This window comes from Arthrobacter sp. Soil782 (genome assembly GCF_001428435.1).
GTDB lineage: Bacteria > Actinomycetota > Actinomycetes > Actinomycetales > Micrococcaceae > Arthrobacter_D > Arthrobacter_D parietis.
In genome coordinates this window covers 41,648-59,671 of record NZ_LMSO01000012.1, presented here as the reverse complement: position 1 = coordinate 59,671, position 18,024 = coordinate 41,648, and the positions used below count along the sequence as shown (strand labels likewise).

Annotated in this window: 16 protein-coding genes; 1 reads left to right on the top strand and 15 read right to left on the bottom strand. The window is 65.0% G+C overall.

Annotated elements, in window-relative coordinates; translation table 11 throughout:
* Positions 1-7: 7 nt before the first annotated feature.
* Genes ASH00_RS15375 through ASH00_RS15350 form a run of 6 tightly spaced genes read right to left on the bottom strand, consistent with a single transcriptional unit; the run spans position 8 to position 5,978 of the window.
* Positions 8-1,408 carry a PfkB family carbohydrate kinase gene (locus ASH00_RS15375; RefSeq protein WP_056550110.1) on the bottom strand — a complete coding sequence of 467 codons (1,401 nt, stop codon included), beginning with the start codon at positions 1,406-1,408 and terminating at the stop codon, positions 8-10.
* Positions 1,405-2,088: a D-sedoheptulose-7-phosphate isomerase gene (locus tag ASH00_RS15370; RefSeq protein ID WP_056550107.1), complete on the bottom strand. Its 684-nt coding sequence runs from the start codon at positions 2,086-2,088 to the stop codon at positions 1,405-1,407. The genes ASH00_RS15375 and ASH00_RS15370 overlap by 4 nt, the downstream gene beginning before the upstream one ends.
* Complete coding sequence (locus tag ASH00_RS15365) at positions 2,085-3,401, bottom strand: glycosyltransferase (protein WP_056550104.1); 1,317 nt, start codon at positions 3,399-3,401, stop codon at positions 2,085-2,087. The genes ASH00_RS15370 and ASH00_RS15365 overlap by 4 nt, the downstream gene beginning before the upstream one ends.
* Complete coding sequence (locus tag ASH00_RS15360) at positions 3,398-4,399, bottom strand: glycosyltransferase (protein WP_056550101.1); 1,002 nt, start codon at positions 4,397-4,399, stop codon at positions 3,398-3,400. Before ASH00_RS15360 ends, ASH00_RS15365 begins: the two co-directional genes overlap by 4 nt.
* Positions 4,396-5,457: a glycosyltransferase family 9 protein gene (locus ASH00_RS15355; RefSeq protein ID WP_056550095.1), complete on the bottom strand. Its 1,062-nt coding sequence runs from the start codon at positions 5,455-5,457 to the stop codon at positions 4,396-4,398. The genes ASH00_RS15360 and ASH00_RS15355 overlap by 4 nt, the downstream gene beginning before the upstream one ends.
* Entirely contained in the window at positions 5,454-5,978 is a 525-nt protein-coding gene (locus ASH00_RS15350; protein ID WP_056550092.1) for a D-glycero-alpha-D-manno-heptose-1,7-bisphosphate 7-phosphatase, read from the bottom strand. Before ASH00_RS15350 ends, ASH00_RS15355 begins: the two co-directional genes overlap by 4 nt.
* Positions 5,979-6,096: 118 nt before the next feature.
* Here ASH00_RS15350 and ASH00_RS15345 point away from each other — a divergent pair, with 118 nt between their 5' ends.
* Positions 6,097-7,062, top strand: a complete 966-nt coding sequence (locus ASH00_RS15345) for a glycosyltransferase family 9 protein (protein WP_056550089.1) — start codon at positions 6,097-6,099, stop codon at positions 7,060-7,062.
* Positions 7,063-7,068: 6 nt separating this feature from the next.
* Here the strand turns inward: ASH00_RS15345 and ASH00_RS15340 are convergent, their stop codons facing one another.
* The 9 genes from ASH00_RS15340 to ASH00_RS15300 form a co-directional block, all read right to left on the bottom strand.
* Positions 7,069-7,890, bottom strand: a complete 822-nt coding sequence (locus ASH00_RS15340; RefSeq protein WP_056550086.1) for a sigma-70 family RNA polymerase sigma factor — start codon at positions 7,888-7,890, stop codon at positions 7,069-7,071.
* A gap of 147 nt (positions 7,891-8,037) precedes the next feature.
* Positions 8,038-8,487, bottom strand: a complete 450-nt coding sequence (locus tag ASH00_RS15335) for an SRPBCC family protein (RefSeq protein ID WP_056550083.1) — start codon at positions 8,485-8,487, stop codon at positions 8,038-8,040.
* Between the two features lie 50 nt (positions 8,488-8,537).
* The gene (locus ASH00_RS15330) at positions 8,538-10,106 is read right to left on the bottom strand and encodes an MDR family MFS transporter (protein WP_056550080.1); all 1,569 of its coding nucleotides are present in this window, start codon (positions 10,104-10,106) and stop codon (positions 8,538-8,540) included.
* Entirely contained in the window at positions 10,103-10,726 is a 624-nt protein-coding gene (locus tag ASH00_RS15325; RefSeq protein ID WP_235563342.1) for a TetR/AcrR family transcriptional regulator, read from the bottom strand. The genes ASH00_RS15330 and ASH00_RS15325 overlap by 4 nt, the downstream gene beginning before the upstream one ends.
* A 158-nt stretch (positions 10,727-10,884) precedes the next feature.
* Positions 10,885-11,787, bottom strand: coding sequence for a succinate--CoA ligase subunit alpha (gene sucD / locus ASH00_RS15320; protein WP_056550075.1), 903 nt, complete (start codon positions 11,785-11,787; stop codon positions 10,885-10,887).
* A 32-nt stretch (positions 11,788-11,819) separates the two neighbouring features.
* Positions 11,820-12,989: an ADP-forming succinate--CoA ligase subunit beta gene (gene sucC / locus ASH00_RS15315; protein WP_056550072.1), complete on the bottom strand. Its 1,170-nt coding sequence runs from the start codon at positions 12,987-12,989 to the stop codon at positions 11,820-11,822.
* Positions 12,990-13,125: 136 nt separating this feature from the next.
* Positions 13,126-13,812 carry a hypothetical protein gene (locus tag ASH00_RS15310; protein WP_056550069.1) on the bottom strand — a complete coding sequence of 229 codons (687 nt, stop codon included), beginning with the start codon at positions 13,810-13,812 and terminating at the stop codon, positions 13,126-13,128.
* A gap of 29 nt (positions 13,813-13,841) precedes the next feature.
* Entirely contained in the window at positions 13,842-16,286 is a 2,445-nt protein-coding gene (gene pcrA / locus ASH00_RS15305; protein ID WP_056550066.1) for a DNA helicase PcrA, read from the bottom strand.
* 114 nt (positions 16,287-16,400) lie between these two features.
* Entirely contained in the window at positions 16,401-17,945 is a 1,545-nt protein-coding gene (locus ASH00_RS15300) for an alanine/glycine:cation symporter family protein (protein WP_056550063.1), read from the bottom strand.
* Between the last annotated feature and the right edge of the window lie 79 nt (positions 17,946-18,024).

Below are 18,024 nucleotides of genomic sequence, written 5' to 3'. Positions count from 1 at the left end.
GACTGTGCTAGCCAACCTCGGCAAGTGCCGCGGCCAGGGATGTGGTTGATCGTGCAGGTATATAGGGAACAGTGACGGTCTGCCCGCCCCACGAGCGCAGGAGCGCTGATTCGGGCAGCTCCGTTGCTGAGTAGTCGCCGCCCTTGACCCAGATGTCAGGGCGCAGGGCGGCGAGGGCCTCCTCGGGGGTGTCCTCGCCGAAGACGAAGACCGCGTCGACGCACTCGAGGGCTCCGAGCAGTTCCGCGCGGTCGTCCTCGCCCATGATCGGGCGTTGGCTGCCCTTGAGCCGGCGGACGGACTCATCCGAATTCAGGCAGACGATCAGGCAATCCCCCAAGCGACGCGCCGCTGACAGCGTGCGTGCATGTCCGGCATGCAGCAAGTCGAAGCATCCCCCCGTCGCCACCACTGTGCCGCCGGCTTCCCGGGTTTTCCGGGCAACGCGGAGTGCATCGACAGCGGGACCGTGAAGCTGCGTCGGCTCCGGCTCCTCGCCCAGAGCGGAGACGCCGCCGCGGCTGAGGAACTCGGCGGCACGCTGGACTGCGGCTTGTACTGCGTCCTCGAGCTCCGCTCCCGTGCCGAGGGCGAGCGCCAGGGTTGAACAGAACCGGTCGCCGGCTCCGCACGGGTCCGCAGCCCCGATCGCAGGCGCAGGAACCAGGTGCGGCAGCTCAGCGCCCTCACCTTGCCTGTGAAGGAGCGCCCCACGCTCACCCAGCGTCACAATGACCGCTTTGCTCTGCCAACGCCGCTCGAGGAGTGCTGCAGCGTCAGCTGCTTCCCGCACCGTGTCTGCCCTGCCGCCCTGTCCCGTTCCCGCCGCTTTGAGCGCTTCGCTGAGGTTCGGCGTCACGGCGGCAACTCCCGGAACCGGATCCGGGCCTGCTGGGTGCGGATCCCACACCACCGGGATCCGGCCGGCAATGCGCTCAAGCAGCTCCCGCAGCTCAGTATTGGCGGCCAACCCACGCCCGTAGTCGGACACCAGTACGACGTCGGCGCTCTCCACTGCGCGCAGCATCTCACCGGTCACGGGCGGTACCGGTGCTTCCGCGCAGCCTTCATCGAATCGTACGATGGCTTGGCTGCCTGCCCGGATCCTCGTTTTCACCGGCGTGGGGGCGCCGGAGGGTCCGGTGACGAGCGGAATGTCCGTGAGCTCCGCGCGCAGGTGTGCGGCGGCGTCGTCGTCGGACAGGACCGTGACCAGTTCAACTGTGGTTCCCTGCCGGCTCTCCTGCACGTCCTGCTGAAGCATGCGGGCCACCAGGCCGGCACCGCCGGCGCGGCGGCGGGCGGCGGCGACGTCAATCACGGGCACGGGGGCATCCGGGCTCAGGCGGCTGGCGTCTCCGGACAGGTCCACGTCGAGCAGCACATCGCCCACGACAACGATTTTCATGATCCCTCCCCTGCCCGGCAGCGCCTTGCCTCCGAGTCAAACGCCCTGCAGATAGCGTGAAGCGCGATGAGGTGGCCCTCCTGTGCGTTCGCTGACCGCGCCTCCACTGCCACGTAGTCATCACACGCAGCGGTGAGCGGGTTTGGGCCGGGACCAGTGAGTGCCCAGCTCGTGACGCCGATTTTCCGGGCGGCTTCGGCGGCGCGTAGCAGGTTCGGGCTGTTTCCGCTGGTACTCAGGAGCATCAGGACGTCGCCCTGCCGTCCGTGGCCCTGCACCTGACGGGCAAACATGTTCTCGTAGCCGTAGTCATTGGCAATCGCGGTGACCGCGGAGGACTCCGCGTGCAGGGAGATCGCTGAGAACGGTTCGCGATCGCCGTCGAACCTGCCCACCAATTCCGCAGTGAGGTGCTGCGCTTCCGCCGCTGATCCGCCGTTCCCCGCGGCGAGCAGTCGCTGACCGGCCATGAGCCGCCCGGCGAGGTCCACACCCCAGTCGGCGAGGTGGGCAGCCGAGGCCATCAGCGATTCCACCGCAGGAAGGACCTGCTGCAGGTGCCGCACGACGGCGTCGAAGGCTGCGGATTCGGTAGCCGGCGCCGGAACGGGACGCGGCGGAACTGCGATCAGCGGCTGCCTGTGTCCGGGGCGGACGGTGGCCACGTACTCAGCGCTCATCGTGCGCTCCTTCCTGTGCTTTGTAGACGTGGACTGTGTGCAAGCGCTGCAGCGGTGCCCTGCTGAGATCCCCGGCGGCCGGACTGCGAGTGCCCGCTCGCCTGGTTGAGGGTAAGCTGGTAAGCCTTTTCGGTTTCCGCCGCAATGCGGTCCCAGGAGTAGCGGGCATGAACCCTCGCCAGCCCTGCCCGTCCAAGTTCCCGGGCTGCCTCCGGGTTTTCGATCACCTGGCGGATCGCTTCGGCGAGCGCATCCACATCCCGCGGCGGGACATGCAGCCCGGTCTGGCCGTCCACCACGGTGTCAATGAGCCCTCCGACGGCCGCAGCGATCACCGGGACGCCGCACGCCATCGCTTCGAGCGGGACAATTCCGAACGGCTCATACCAAGGCGCGCAGATCACCGCGTCGGCACTGCGTAGTAGCTCCGGCATCCGCTCGCGGGGCACCTGGCCCTCGAGGACCACCTGATCCGCAACGCCGAGCTGGGTTGCGAGGGCCAGCAGGCGCTGGGCTTCCGGATCTTCTTCGAGGCGCTTGGCGTCGCCTCCGCCGCCGACAATCACCAGTTCGACGTCGTGAATCCCGCTGTCCGCCAGCGTCTTCAAGGCGCGGATCGCCAGGTCCACGCCCTTGCGCGGCACCAGCCGCCCGACACTCATGATGCGATGCGTTCGCCGGCGGGCGGCGGCGGGGCCGTCAGCACCGAACAGCGTGAGGTCCACTCCGCACGGCGCCACCGACACGCGGGTGCCGTCGACGCCCATTGCTTTCAGTTCGAACACCTCGTCCGAGCAGGTGGCGATGACCCTGTCTGCCTGGCGGCCCACCGAGGGTTCCAGCCAGGCGCGTTCCATCGGGCTCGTGTCTTCCTTGCCCTGATGCCGCCGTTTGACCGTCCCGAGCGCGTGGAAGGTCTGCACCATGGGGACGGCATAACCCAGGTCCTCGCGCCGTGCCGCGTCCAGAGCGGCGAGACCGGACATCCAGAAGTGCCCGTGCACAAGGTCCGGTGGACGCGTTCCCCAATCGGCTGCAATACCGTCGGCGAGCGCTCCCATATAGGGCAGCAGCTCATCCTTGGCGATGGCAGTGGGCGGGCCGGCGTCGACATGGACCACCTCGAGTCCGGGGCCGGCCTGCACCCTCTCGGGCAGGTTTTCGCTGTCCCTCCGCGTATACACAGTAATGGTGTGGCCCCGCCGTGCCAGCCCCAGGGACAGCGCGGCAACGTGCACGTTCTGCCCGCCGGCGTCCACTCCGCCGAGTGCTGCGAGCGGGCTTGCGTGCTCCGACACCATGGAAATCCTCATCGTGGTCTCCTCTCGGAAGCTGCGGGAATGGGCGTGCGTTCCGTTGACCGGCCCAGAATCTCGTCCCATGCCTGCAGGAACGCCGGCAGCCCGTAACGAACAAGTGCTACCTCCCGCGCAACCTGTCCGCGGGCGCGCGCTTCGGCAGGGTCCTCCAGAAGCAGCCGGACCGCCGCACACAGCTCGTCGACGTCCGTGGAGATCGCGCCTGCCTCCGGCGGAACGGCGCGGGCCGCCTCGGTGGTGGCCAGTGCAATGACAGGCATGCCGAGGTGCATTGCTTCAAGCAAGGCCAGGCCGAGCGAGGTCCACCGTAGCGGATGCAGGTAGAGGCGGCGCCGTGCGAGCTCTGCGTGCAGCGACGCCGTCGGCAGGTCCCCACAGACCGTGAGTTCACCGGCTCCGAGGCCGAGTGCGTTCGGCAGTTCGGCAGTTCCCATACCGAAGACGTCGAGGGGAGCTGCGCGGCTGAACTGCGGAAGGAGGTCGGTGCCGGTCACCCGGCCGCGCCGCACCGGCTCGTTCACGACGACGGCGGCGCGCGCCAGTTCTCCGGTGTAGAGCGGTCCCGGGTCCACGATGCCGTGTTCCACCACCATTGTCGGTGCCATGCCGTTGTCCCAGAAGAGCCGGTTGAAATGGGTGACGTGGACAATCGGAATCTCGCTCTGCCCGGCCAGCGGGTGCAGCGTCGTCGGGATGTCACCCTTCGGCGTGTTGTGTTCGAGGAAAACCGCTGGAATGTCCGCGCCCGGCCGGCATCCGAGCAGGCGTTCGACTGCGTCGAGCTCCTCGAGCCGCTGCAAAATCACGATGTCCGGCTCTGCTTCCCGCAGGTTCTCCGGTGCCACTTCGCGGACTGAGCCGGGCCAGTCCCGGCCGGCGCGCCCGAGTCCCCACGCACCTCCCTGGGGTGTGGTGGGCAGCAGGTACTCGTGGGAGCCCCGCACAAAGGCATCGGTCCAGCCGCCGTGAACGTGCCAGAGCAGTATTTTCATGCGTTCCTCGTTTCTCTTCTGCCGGCCAGCGACGGCACGCCGGCGAGCAGCCGCATCAGCGCGGCGAAGGCATCCTCAGGACTGACATTGGCGAGGCAGGGGTGGCCGGCGACCGGGCAGTCACGGGCGCGGGTCAGCTTGCAGGGTGCGTTCTGAGTCCCCAGCAGCTCTACCGGCACCCGGTACGGAGCCCACCGGACGGCCGGCACAACCGGCGAGAACAGGCTCACCACAGGGGTGCCAACGGCTGCAGCCAGATGAGCCGGACCGGTATTTCCGACGACGACAGCCCCGGCTCCCGCCAGCACGCCCGCCATGGTCAACAGGTCAGTCTGCCCGCCAAGGTCAATGCCGTCCGGGCCAGCCACCGTGGCCGTCAATTCGCGCTCGCTGTTTCCCCCGGTGACCACCACGCGGTAGCCGGCGCCGGTCAGCAGCTCCGCGAGCGCCGCATGGTGCAGCGGCGGCCAGGTGCGGGCGGGCACGGCTGCGCCGGGGTGCAGCACAATATAAGGTTCGTTTCCCACCAGGTGGGTCACATCGGGGACGTCGCGCACGGAAAGCCGGCCGTCGTCGTCGTCGGGCAGGTGGTGGCCTGCGGCAGCGGCAATCTGCAGCGCTCGCTCAGCCTCCGGCTGGTCCTCGGGGAAGTCCTCACCGGGCTTCAGCCGGACGTCCAGGAGGCTGCCCGCGTAGTCGACGGATGCACCGGTAATCCGCTGCACACCGGCCAGGCGCAGCAGCATCGCCAGCGGCAGTGGCGACTGATGGAACGAGGTCAGGATGACGGCCTCCGTGATGCCCGCCGCCGTCACAGCCTCCTGCAGGACATTCAGGTGCTCGTGCGTGACCTCAGGCGCCGGCGCCGTGATCCAGGGACAGTCCCAGACAAGAACGTCGGAAACTCCCGGGAGCAGCCGTGCGCCCGCTGCACCCTGTGGACCGCACACCATGACGACGCCGGCAGGCTGGCTCGCGGCGACCGCCCGGACCGCCGGCCCTGCCAGGAGAACATCGCCCACGCTGTCCAGCCGGGCCACGAGGGTGCGGCCGCTCATGCGCTGCCCCGCAGGAGAGTGACCGCTTCGGCGAGGGTGCCCGCAACGAGCGGTGCGGCGTCGATTTCTTCCTGCCGGGTGACCGGCGTGGGAACCAGCACGCCGGTGGCTCCCGCGGCGGCGGCTGCCTCGACGTCCGACCCGATGTCTCCGATGAAGGCAACTTCCGAAGGGTGCAGTCCCAGCCTTTCGCAGGCGCGCAGGATCATGCCGGGTGCCGGCTTGCGGCAGGTGCAGCCGTCACCGGGTCCGTGAGGGCACAGTTCCCAGAGATCGAACGGGCCAAGAACGGTTTCGACGCGCTCGTTGACTGCGTCCACCTGAGCCGCTGTCAGCAGGCCGCGGGCAATGCCGGACTGGTTGGTGAGCACACCCAGCGGCACTCCGGCGGCGCGAAGGCCGTCCAGCGCTTCCTGCGCTCCGGGCATCGCGACAACCTGCTCGGGATCACCGTTGTACGGCACATCAACCACGATGGTGCCGTCCCTGTCGAGGAGAACGGCTTTGGGCTCGCTTCTCATACAGGCACAGTTCCCTCCGAAGCACGAACCTAAACACTTCTCACCGGAGAAGTTCTTCCCGCGGGTCGGGACTCCTTCACAGCGATGGGCCGACCACGCTTCTGGCAGGATGAAGATCATGCTGCCTGACACCGCCGTGGAAGCACTTGAGCCGGATGGACGCCCCGAGGTGCTGGCGCTTCGTGCACTGAAACTGGGAGACCTGCTGGTCGCGGTGCCCGCTCTGCGCGGGCTACGGCGAGCCTTCCCGGATCACCGCATCCTGTACGCCGCGCAGTCCTGGCTCGAACCGATCGTCGGGCTCACCGGTGCAGTGGACGCGCTGCTGCCCACCCACGGGCTCGATGAGCCGCTGGCGTTGCGCCCGGGCAGGGTGGAGGTCGCGGTGAACCTCCACGGGAACGGTCCCGAAAGCCGCGGGAGGCTCGAGGCGCTGGACGCAACACGCCGGATCGGGCATCAAGCACCCGGCTGGTCCGGCCCCGAATGGGAGGACGGTGTCCACGAGAGGTATCGGTGGGCGCACCTGGTGAGTGCGCACGGCATCGAGGCTGACCCGCTGGACTATTTCCTCCGGCCGCCAGCTGTCGAAAGCCCGGCACCGGGCGCGGTTGTCATCCACGTCGGCGCGGCCTATGGGAGCCGGCTCTGGCCGGTCAAGCGGTTTGCCGACGTCGCCCGTTCCCTGTCGGATGCAGGGCACCTGGTGCTGTTGACCGGCAGCGCGGGTGAGCGTCCCCGGGCGGAGGCAGTGGCGCAGACGGCCGGGCTTCCGGACGAGCAGGTAGTGGCCGGCCGGTTGGGGTTGCTCGAGTTCGCCGCGCTGATTGCTTCGGCTGAGCTGGTCATCTCGGCGGATACGGGCGCAGCGCACCTCGCCTCGGCGTACGCGCGGCCGTCGGTGGTGCTGTTCGGTCCTGCCCCGGCAGCGGAATGGGGCCCACCGCCGGGTCCGCACCTTGTGCTCACGGACGAGTCGGTGCGCCGCGGCGAAACGTTCGCCGCGGACCCGGATCCTGCGATTCTGGCGGTCACCCCGGAAGACGTTCTGCGTGCCGCAGCGGAGCTGGGTATCCGGAGCTAGACCGGCTCAGGCAATGCTGGCAGCCCGGTCCGGTGCCGTCATCTTCAGAACACGAGAGGGGTCCGCGCGGTGAAGACCGGCGTCGTCGAGAAGGCGTTTCTGCAGCTTCACGAGAGTCCGGGCAAGAAGACGTGAGACCTGCATCTGGGTCATCCCCAGCCGGTGGCCTATTCGGTCCTGAGTTTCCTCATGGAAATACCGCCGGTACAGCAGCTCCTTCTCCCGCGCAGAGAGTTCGTGAACCGCAGCACGCAGGGCGAGCACGTCGTCGGCATGGGCGAAAGGGTCATCCTCGGCAGGCAGAATCTCCGCCCAACCCGGTCCCTCCGCGGACGTGTCAAGGGACTCGGGCCGCTGGCTTCCACCACAGCTCAGGGCTTCGGCCACTGTTGCCGGATCCTTCTCGAGGTGTTTGGACAGTTCGGTGAGGGAGGGCTCCCTGCCCAGGCGCTGGGCAAGCTCCGAGTCAGCCTTGGCGGCTGTCGACTTCAGGTCCTGGAGTTCCCGCGGCGGGCGGACCATCCAGCAGCAATCCCGCAGGTAGCGCTTGACCTCTCCCCGGATGGTCGGCGCCGCATAGGCCGCGAAGTCGATGCCCAGCTCCGGGTCGAAGCGCTTGGCCGCCTTCATCAGGCCCAGATAGGCAACCTGGCGGACGTCAGCGGCGTCGTTGGCAAAAGGAGAAAATCCGCGCGCGATTGCTTCAGCAAGATGGAGGTGCTCAAGTGCAATCTCCTCCTGCATTGCACTCTGCAGCCTGCTGTTCCCTCGGCGGTTCGCCGGAACGTTGCGGGAGCTGACACTCCGGGTGCGGGCGGCTGTGCGCATGCTTTCACCTCTTGTTGAAGAGCTGGGGCAGTTCTTCTACAGAAGAACATAAGCATGCTGACTAACGCAACGAATTTATCAGATCGTTATCTTAAAAATCTTCTCATCGTTTCTCCGCTGCGGTATTGACTACTTCTCCTTGATCCCCTATGTGCGGGGAGCTGCCGTGATGTATCGCTCGAGGTTCTCAAGCGTGCGTTCGATGGATTCCGGGTGGGCCCTCGTGAATCCCAGCAACCTGAGCACGGGCTTGCCGGGAACAGCGCGGGCGTCCCATTCCTCAGCAACCAACGTGCCGCCGTCGTGCTCCTGAAGGGTGTAGCGCCAGATATGGCGGGCAAAGTGCCGCCAGGCAATCCGCTTGCCCTCCTCGAATTCGACAACCCTGTTGAGAATTTTGTAAGGCGCACCGATCTTCATGTCCATTCCGAAGCGGGCGCCGGCGGAGAGCCGTTCCGGCCCATTGGGCTGAACACCTGTGACGGTGCCGGAGCCGTCAATCACGCTGTGCAACGCGGGCGTGGCGAGCACGTCGAAGATAGCGGAAGCAGGAGCAGGGATGAAGCGCTCGCGGCGGATCAGGTAAGGGGTAGCCATGTGTTCATTCTGCCCGACGCCGCCCACGTGAAATGCCCGGACGCGGCGGGCTAACGCGAGAGCTGCTCTACCGGCTCAGGCGGGAGGCCGGCGTCACGCTCGACCTTCGTGTCCCGCTCGATGACCGTTGACAGCGCCTTCTCGTGGACAAACGCTAGGAGTACTGCGGCGATCACACCGAGCGGTGCCATGTAGAGGAACAGCGGGGTCAGTGCGTCGTTGTAAGACTGGATGATCGGGGACTGCAGCGCGGCGGGCAGGGCGCTGACCAGCTCTGGAGTGAGTGAGTTCGCCCCTCCTTCCAGCGCAGCGCCACCCGCAGGGAGCCGTTCAAGCAGCAACTCCCCCACCCGTGCAGTGAAGAGACTGCCCACCACCGCCGAACCCAGGGTCGCACCGATCTGGCGAAAGTAGTTGTTTGAGGCCGTCGCCGTGCCCACCACGCGGTTCGGGAACGTGTTCTGGACGATCAGCACCAGAATCTGCATGCTCAGGCCCAGCCCGGCACCCATGATGGCGATGTATACGCAGATCATCCAGACCGGCGTTGTCGGGCTGATGGTTGAGAGCAGCAGCAGCGCCACAGCAACACCGAGCGATCCGACAATCGGCATCCACTTGTAGCGGCCGGTCTTGCTGACGAGAATTCCAGAGCCTGTGGAGGTCAGGATGAGCGCACCCATCATCGGGATCATGAGCAGGCCTGCGTTGGTGGCACTGGCGCCGGTCACCATCTGCAGATAGGTGGGCAGGTAGCCGATGGCGCCGAACATCGTGACACCGATCAAGAGGCCGCCTGAGGTGGTGAGGACAAAGTTCCGCTCCCGGAACAGGCTCATTGGCAGGATCGGTTCCTTTGCCCGCCGCTCCACAGCGACGAACATCAGTCCCGTCACGACAGCGAGGGCAAACAGTCCGAGGATCGGCGCGGACAACCACGGATACTCGGTGCCGCCCCAGGTGCCCACGAGCACCAGCGACGTCGTTGCAATAGCGAGCAGCACCATCCCCGCGATATCCACGTGGGGATGCACCCGTTCGCGCGCGGGCAGGTGCAGGAAGAACAGCACCACAACGATGGCCAAAACACCCAGCGGCATGTTGATCCAGAACATCCACCGCCAGCCCGGACCTTCGGTGAACCAGCCGCCCAGCAGCGGGCCGGCCACTGATGCGAAGGCAAACACGCCTCCCATGGCACCCATGTACTTGCCGCGCTCCCGGGCAGGAACGACGTCGGCAATGATGGCCTGGGAGAGGATCATCAGTCCACCACCGCCGAGACCCTGAACCGCGCGTCCGGCGATGAGCCATTCCATGTTCGGCGCAAGCCCGCCAACGATCGATCCCGCCATGAAGATTGCAATGGCAAAGAGCAGCAGGCTTTTACGGCCGATGAGGTCACCGAGCTTGCCGTAGATGGGCATCACGATGGTCGCAGCCAGGATGTATGCGGTGATGACCCAGAGCATCTGGTCCACTCCGTTGAGCTCACCGACAATCGTGGGCAGCGCAGTGCTGAGGATCATCTGGTTCAGGGCGGCGAGCAGCATGGAGAGCATCAGGCCGACAAAGAGCAGGAGCAGTCCTGATTCCTTGCGTGGGACGGTAGTGGTCATCGAATTTCCTCAAGAACTTCCCGAAGCAGCGCGGTGGCGCCGTCAAGAGCGGAGAACTGGCTGTCAATCGTGGGTGAATCGGCGGTTTGCTGGAACGCGTAGCGCATGGGGGCTCCAGCCACGAGGACAATCATGCGCGCCACGTCTTCAGCGGGATTTCGGCTCAGCGCCGCCTGCCAGCGGCCGGAATCAGTCAGGGAGGAGGCAACGACGTCACGTACCAACTGCTCCACGCGCACGAAGTAGGCGTACCGGCGCTGGCGCAGGAACGGGTAGGCGGTGAGCACGTCGATGCGGCGGCTGGCCTCACGTTCGCCGCCCTCGGTGGAGTGCACCACGGCCATCAGCAGCCGAGAAACCTGCTCCAGCAGATCCCGCCCCGGAGCCAAGTCTGCAATCAGCTCTTCGTCGACGCTCGGTTCCTGCAGCCCCAGGATCGCGTCTTCCTTGGTGCTGAAGTAGTTGAAGAATGTCCGTGGCGAAACCTTGGCGCTGGCGGCAATCTGCTCGACGGTGACCGCCTCCGGCCCACGTTCGAGCGTGAGGCGCGCTGCGGCGTCGTGCAGTGCGCTCCAGGTCTCGGTGCGCTTGCGTTCACGCAGCGAAATTAGTTGACTCACCGAACTATTGTGGCACAGGAAGGAATTCTGCACAACTGCAAAAAATTTATCTGACCCTAGGAGGTATTCCTCCCATCACCGACCAGGAGTTAAATGACAACGGCGGCCGTTCCCTTCCGTGGAGAAGGGACCGACCGCCGTCGTGTTGGTGTTAGAGACTAGAGCGCCGCGTAGACCTCGCGCAGCAGGCGGGCGGTCTCGGACGGGGTCTTCCCCACCTTGACGCCGGCGGCCTCGAGGGCCTCCTTCTTCGCCTGGGCAGTGCCGGCCGAGCCGGACACGATTGCACCTGCGTGGCCCATGGTTTTACCCTCGGGGGCAGTGAAGCCCGCCACGTAGCCCACAACCGGCTTGGTCACGTTGGCTTTGATGAACTCGGCTGCGCGCTCTTCGGCGTCACCGCCGATCTCGCCGATCATGACGATCGCCTTGGTCTCGGGATCCGCTTCGAACGCCTCGAGTGCATCGATGTGCGTGGTGCCGATGACCGGGTCTCCGCCGATGCCGATCGCGGTGGAGAAACCGAGATCGCGCAGCTCGAACATCATCTGGTAGGTCAGGGTGCCGGACTTCGAGACCAGGCCTACACCGCCCTTGCCGGTGATGTTCGCGGGAGTGATACCAACCAGTGCTTCCCCGGGGGTGATGATGCCGGGGCAGTTGGGGCCTATGATCCGGGTGATCTGCTTGCCGTTCTCGTCCACGCGGGACTGCGCCAGTGCCCAGAACTCCGCGGAATCCTGTACGGGAACACCCTCGGTGATGATGACGACCAGGCCGATACCGGCATCGATCGCTTCAACGACTGCGTCCTTGGTGAATGCCGGCGGCACGAAAATGATGGAGACGTCAGCGCCGGTCTCGGCGATGGCTTCCTTCACGGTGCCGAAAACGGGCAGGGTGGTCTCGCCGTGAGTGACGGTGGTTCCAGCCTTGCGGGCGTTGACGCCACCGACAACCTGCGTGCCGGCTTTCAGCATCAGCGCGGTGTGCTTGGTGCCTTCGCCGCCGGTGATGCCCTGGACGATCACCTTGGAGTCTTTGTTCAGAAAGATAGACATGTGAAGTTCCTTAGTCCTGGAGTCGCGACCGGTCAGCGAGCGGCGTGAGCCAGCTCGGCGGCCTTGTCTGCGCCTTCGTCCATGGTGTCGGCGAGAGTGACCATCGGGTGGTTTGCCTCGGCGAGGATGCGGCGGCCTTCTTCGACGTTGTTGCCGTCGAGGCGCACCACGAGTGGCTTGTTCTCCTTGTCACCAAGGATTTCCAGCGCCTTGACGATGCCGTTGGCCACGGCGTCACACGCGGTGATGCCGCCGAAGACGTTCACGAACACGCTTTTGACCTGCTCGTCATTCAGGATGACGTCCAAACCTGCAGCCATGACCTCGGCAGAGGCTCCGCCGCCGATGTCCAGGAAGTTGGCGGGCTTGACGTTGCCGTGGGCCTCGCCTGCGTAGGCAACGACGTCCAGCGTGGACATCACCAGCCCGGCTCCGTTGCCGATGATGCCGACCTCGCCGTCGAGCTTGACGTAGTTGAGGTCATTCTCCTTGGCCTTCGCCTCCAGCGGATCGGTGGAGTCCTTGTCCTCGAGCTCAGCGTGACCCTTCTGGCGGAAGTCAGCGTTCTCATCGAGGGTGACCTTGCCGTCCAGGGCAAGGATCTCACCCGATCCGGTCTTCACCAGCGGGTTCACCTCAACCAGGGTGGCATCTTCCTTGGTGAAGACATCCCACAGTTTCAGAATGGTGTTCGCCACGCCTTCGCGGAGCTCGGGTGCAAACCCTGCGGCATCGATGATCTCATCGGCCTTCGCGCGGTCAATACCGGTGCCCGGATCAATGGCGATCCGCGCCAGCGCTTCGGGCCGCTCAACGGCGAGCTGCTCGATTTCCACTCCGCCTTCAACGGAGCACATGGCCAGGTAGTTACGGTTTGCCCGGTCCAGCAGCACAGAGAAGTAATACTCTTCAGCGATGTCTGCGCCCTGCGCGATCATCACCTTATGGACTGTGTGGCCCTTGATATCCATGCCGAGGATCGCGGATGCGTGCTCGTAAGCCTCGTCCGGCGTCTTGGCGACCTTGACGCCGCCCGCCTTGCCACGGCCGCCAACCTTGACCTGCGCCTTGACGACTACGACGCCGCCAATTTTCTCAGCTGCTGCTTTTGCTTCTTCGGGGGTCTGCGCCACGATGCCGGCCAGCACGGGAACGCCGTGAGCCTCAAATAGATCGCGCGCCTGATATTCAAACAGGTCCACTTATCTAGTGTCCTTCTGCGTCGAAGTAGGTTTACACAGGGAACTCTAGTCCCTTGGCTCGGAGCGCCTTTAACAGACTAGCGGTTTCGTGAGTAAGCACACAGTTCTATGAGTTGTAGAAAAGTAACCCTTTCGGTTACCGTTCAGCGCCCTCGTCGGGTGCAATGATTTCGAACGCATCCGCCGACGCGGTGAAGCCGTGGCCGGTTTCTGGTTCGACACACACCATGCCCCGGTCCGCGCTGCCGCAGCGGAAACCGTTCAGCTCAACGGCCAAGCCGTCCTCAAGAACCGGCAGGCGTGCGAGCGGGCTCTCTCCACCGTCTGAACCCGGACCCAGCTCCGCCTCCATCAGGGTCATGCCAACCCGGCATCCGCCGTACGCAACTCCCGATGAGGTGAGCAGCACTGTCCCGCCCTTGAACCCGACGTTGGTGCCGTGACAGTCGTCGGTGACCTCAGCAGGTTCCGGATAGCGTGCCAGTTCGCAGTACACGGCGGGCACCTCCAGCACGGCGTCATCCCGCTGGCCCCCGGAGAGCCGGGGATCCACGGGTGAATCGATGATGCCGCCCTGCTCTGTGGCGATGACGCAGTAGGTATTCCGGTTCTCGGTAAGGAAAGCTGCAGTGTCCCCGCCGAAGGTCTGAAGTTCAGACGCCGGCAGTTCCGGCATGGCGGCAAGTTCCTGCTGCGGGGCCAGCTCGGGCACGGAATCCGGTACCGGATCACTGACCGGCACTTCCACGCACCCGCTCAGAAGCGCGCTGCCAAGGAACACCAAACCGACGACGGCGGCACGCGCCCGGGCGCGCCGCTGCACTCCCCCTCCGGCCGGCTTCAACGCCTGCGCTACCCGACCTTGGTCAGCGGAGCGTACCGGAGCAGCAGTCGCTTCTCCCCGATGTCGAACCGCACCTTGGCCACCATTTTGTCTCCGCCGCCTTCCACCGCAAGGACGGTGCCGTTGCCGAAGGTCGTGTGATTAACCTTGTCTCCCGCAGAAACGGCGACAACCTCCTTCTGGGGTTGCACCCTCCCGGCCGCCTTTCCGGGCAGCCCGCGACCGGACTCGCCACCAGAGGCTGCGCCCGCACCCCAGTAGGAGCCGCTGAACCGTGGGCCGTTGATGCTCTGGCCACCGGTCCATGCCGGCTTCGCAGCGCCCTCCCGCTTCCAGTGGATCAGTTCCTCCGGAACCTCGCCGACAAACTGGCTCGCCGGATTGTACTGACTCTGCCCCCACAGGCTCCGGACTTCCGAGCGCGTGATGTACAGCCGCTTCCTCGCCCGGGTGAGACCTACGTAGGCGAGCCGGCGCTCCTCCGCAAGTTCCTTCGGGTCTGTCGCGGAACGCTGGTGCGGGAAAATTCCCTGTTCCATTCCGGTCAGGAAAACCACCGGGAATTCGAGTCCCTTGGCGGTGTGCAACGTCATCAGGGTCACGACGCCCTGCCGCCGGGCTTCCTCCACCGCCTTCTCCACGTCCTCCCCAGCACCGGCCGGTGCATCGGGAATCTGGTCCGCATCCGCCACCAGCGACACCTGCTCAAGGAAATCGCCCAGGGTCCCCTCCGGGTTGCCGATCTCGTATTCACGGACCACCGCAACAAGCTCGGCAAGGTTCTCCACCCGGGACTCGTCCTGTGGATCCGTGCTCGTTCGCAATTGCGCGAGGTACCCCGTCTGCTCAAGGACCGCTTCCAGAGCCGCCGAAGCACCCGATCCCGAGGCGACCTCTGCCAGGTCATCGATGAGCTTCACGAATGACGCAACCGCATTAACAGAGCGCGTTGCCATGCCCGGAGCCTCATCCGCCCGCCGAAGGGCTTCCATGAAACTTGTGCGGTCGCGTTCGGCGAGCGCGGCAATGGCGTATTCCGCCCGGTCTCCGATGCCGCGCTTCGGTTCGTTGAGGATGCGGCGGAGGTTAACGACGTCGTCCTGGTTGGCCAGCACACGCAGGTAGGCCAGCGCGTCCTTGATTTCTTTGCGCTCGTAGAAGCGGGTGCCGCCAACCACTTTGTAGGGCAGGCCTACCCGCATCAGGATTTCCTCGATGGAGCGGGACTGCGCGTTGGTCCGGTAGAACACAGCGACGTCTCCGGGACGCAGGTTTTCCTCGTCCTGGAGCCGGTCGATCTCATCCGCTATGAAGCGTGCTTCCTCGTGTTCATTTTCACCGACATAGCCGATGATCTTCTCGCCGCTGCCCTCGGCCGTCCAGAGCCGTTTCGCCGGCCGGTTCGGGTTGCGGGAGATGACTGCGTTGGCCGCGTTGAGAATGTTCTGCGTGGAACGGTAGTTCTGCTCCAGCAGGATGGTACGCGCGTTCGGGTAGTCCTTCTCGAACTCCACGATGTTCCGCACATCCGCGCCACGGAAGGCATAAATGGACTGGTCGGAATCGCCCACCACCGTCAGCTCGGCAGGCTCCTCGACGTTCTCCCCCGCAACTCCCACAATCTCGCGGACCAACGCATACTGGGCGTGGTTGGTGTCCTGGTATTCATCCACAAGCACGTGGCGGAACCGCCTGCGATAGTAATCAGCCACCCCGGGGAAGGCCCTGAACATGTAGACCGTCTGAGCGATCAGGTCATCGAAGTCCATGGCGTTGGCCTGGCGAAGCCGCTGGGCATACCCCTTGTAGACCTCAGCAACAGCCTGCTCAAACGGATCGGAAGAATTCGCGGTGGAGGCGTACTCTTCCTCGTCGATCAACTCGTTCTTGAGCGCAGAGATCTTGTGCTGGATTGCTTTCGGTGCAAACCGCTTGGGATCGAGGTCCAGTCCCTTGGCCACCAGGGTGATGAGGCGGAGGGTGTCCGCCGAATCATAGATGGAGAAGTTCGAGTTCAAGCCGATGGACGCTGCCTCGCGGCGCAGGATCCGCACGCATGAGGAGTGGAACGTTGAGATCCACATGCGCTTGGCAACCTCACCCACCAGCCCTTCGATGCGCTCACGCATCTCCGCAGCAGCCTTGTTGGTGAACGTGATGGCGAGGATCTGGCCGGCATGGGACCTGCCCGTGGCCATCAGGAACGCGATCCGGTGACTGAGCACGCGGGTCTTTCCGGAGCCGGCTCCAGCAACGATCAGCAGGGGTGAACCGCTGTGCTTCACCGCCTCCTCCTGTTGCGGGTTCATACCCTCGAGCAGTTCGCGGGCGCGCGCTTCATCGACGTGCCCGCCCCGTCGCGGATGCTCCGCCAGATCAGGGGAGGACGACGACGGCGCGCCGCGCCTTCCTGCGGCAGGTGTGCTGAGGTGCGGGTCAAAAAGCAAGTCCATGGTGCCTTTAAGTCTAGGCGCTGGCACGGACAGAACCTGTCCGCTGCTGGTCCAGGCATGGCTGTGCCCGCCGGGTCCAGACCCGGCGGGCACGTTGTGGACGGATAGGTGGGGTTACTTGGCGGCGGCTTCGCGGTCCTCGGGTTCGACGCCGAGGTCGAGGAGCTTGCCGCTCTTGCGGTCCGCGAGGTATTCCTTCATTTCGCGCTTGATCACCGGCAGGAGCATGTACACGCCGAGCAGGTTCACGAAAGCACAGACGAACAACGCCGAGTCAGCGAAGCTGAGAACCTGACCGAAGGTCAGAACCGTACCGGTCACCGTGAAGAACAGGAAGATGGACTTGTACAGGACTTCGGACTTCTTGCCGCGTCCGAAGAGGTATTCCCAGGCCTTCAGACCGTAGTAGGACCAGGTGATCAGGGTGGAGAAGGCAAACAGCGCGACAGCGATGGCCAGGACGATCGGGAACCAGTCGATGACCGTGGCGAAGGCATCCGAGGTGAGAATGACGCCGTCGGGCGTTCCTTCCCCGGCCTGGACCTGGTCAATTCCTGCCTGCAGGCTGGGTGCACCGGCGATGATGATCGTCAGGGCGGTCATCGTACAGATCAGGACCGTGTCTACGAGCGGCTCGAACAACGCAACGAAGCCCTCACTCACAGGACGGCGGGTCTTGACTGCCGAGTGGGCGATAGGGGCGGAACCCAGCCCGGCCTCATTGGAGAAGGCAGCACGCTGGAAGCCGACGATCATGACGCCGACAATTCCGCCGGCCAGGCCCTGCGGGTTGAAGGCGCCTTCGATGATGGATGCGAAGGCCTCCGGCACCTGTCTGATGTTCACGATGATGACGAACAGGCAGGCAGTGACGTAGATGATGCCCATGGCCGGCACCAGCCTGCTGGTGGTGGCGCCGATGGACTTGATGCCGCCGAGGATGACCGCGCCAACAAGACCGGCGAGGATGAGACCGAAGATCAGTGCTGCACCCGGGCTGCCGAGGAAGCCGTCTGCACCGCCGGTCACCTCCTGCACCTGTGCGAAGGTCTGGTTGGCCTGGAACATGTTGCCGCCTGCAACACCGAAGATCAGGATCGCAACCGCGAAGATGCCGGTCAGGATCTTGGCCGGCCATTTGCCGAACTTCTTGAAGGCGATCGGCAGGTACTTGAACGGCCCGCCGGAGACGGTGCCGTCCGGGTGGACCTCGCGGTACTTCACACCGAGCGTGCACTCAGCGAACTTGGTGCACATGCCGAGGAGGCCGGCCAAAATCATCCAGAAGGTGGCACCGGGCCCGCCCAGCGCCATTGCGGCGCCGACACCGGCAATGTTTCCAAGCCCGACCGTCCCGGACAATGCCGAGGTCAGTGCCTGGAAGTGTGGGACCTCGCCTGGGTCATCCTTGGACGAGTAGCGTCCGCGGATCACCTCGTAGGAAACCTTCAGTCCACGGAACTGGATGAAACCGAAGTAGACGGTGAAGATGACGGCCGCAGCGATGAGCCACGCGACCACTACCGGAAAACTGACCTCGCCAATGGTGATCGGGACGAAGACAATTGCGGCGAACCACGTTGCGACAGGTTCGAAGACGGCATCAATGGCGTCCTCGATGGCTGCGAGCCATCCCACCTGATCCGCAACGCTAGACATGGGTAACGCTTGGTTTATAGCCATCTATTAAACAAACCCCAACAACCGCTGTGATTGCAATCACAGGCAGCTAACACCG

What these genes read in the sequence shown, in the direction of transcription:
- ASH00_RS15375 (WP_056550110.1), bottom strand. Translation starts at nt 1,408, where the DNA reads ATGAAAATCGTTGTCGTGGGCGATGTGCTGCTCGACGTGGACCTGTCC.
- ASH00_RS15370 (WP_056550107.1), bottom strand. Translation starts at nt 2,088, where the DNA reads ATGAGCGCTGAGTACGTGGCCACCGTCCGCCCCGGACACAGGCAGCCG.
- ASH00_RS15365 (WP_056550104.1), bottom strand. Translation starts at nt 3,401, where the DNA reads ATGAGGATTTCCATGGTGTCGGAGCACGCAAGCCCGCTCGCAGCACTC.
- ASH00_RS15360 (WP_056550101.1), bottom strand. Translation starts at nt 4,399, where the DNA reads ATGAAAATACTGCTCTGGCACGTTCACGGCGGCTGGACCGATGCCTTT.
- ASH00_RS15355 (WP_056550095.1), bottom strand. Translation starts at nt 5,457, where the DNA reads ATGAGCGGCCGCACCCTCGTGGCCCGGCTGGACAGCGTGGGCGATGTT.
- ASH00_RS15350 (WP_056550092.1), bottom strand. Translation starts at nt 5,978, where the DNA reads ATGAGAAGCGAGCCCAAAGCCGTTCTCCTCGACAGGGACGGCACCATC.
- ASH00_RS15345 (WP_056550089.1), top strand. Translation starts at nt 6,097, where the DNA reads ATGCTGCCTGACACCGCCGTGGAAGCACTTGAGCCGGATGGACGCCCC.
- ASH00_RS15340 (WP_056550086.1), bottom strand. Translation starts at nt 7,890, where the DNA reads ATGCGCACAGCCGCCCGCACCCGGAGTGTCAGCTCCCGCAACGTTCCG.
- ASH00_RS15335 (WP_056550083.1), bottom strand. Translation starts at nt 8,487, where the DNA reads ATGGCTACCCCTTACCTGATCCGCCGCGAGCGCTTCATCCCTGCTCCT.
- ASH00_RS15330 (WP_056550080.1), bottom strand. Translation starts at nt 10,106, where the DNA reads ATGACCACTACCGTCCCACGCAAGGAATCAGGACTGCTCCTGCTCTTT.
- sucD (WP_056550075.1), bottom strand. Translation starts at nt 11,787, where the DNA reads ATGTCTATCTTTCTGAACAAAGACTCCAAGGTGATCGTCCAGGGCATC.
- pcrA (WP_056550066.1), bottom strand. Translation starts at nt 16,286, where the DNA reads ATGGACTTGCTTTTTGACCCGCACCTCAGCACACCTGCCGCAGGAAGG.
- ASH00_RS15300 (WP_056550063.1), bottom strand. Translation starts at nt 17,945, where the DNA reads ATGTCTAGCGTTGCGGATCAGGTGGGATGGCTCGCAGCCATCGAGGAC.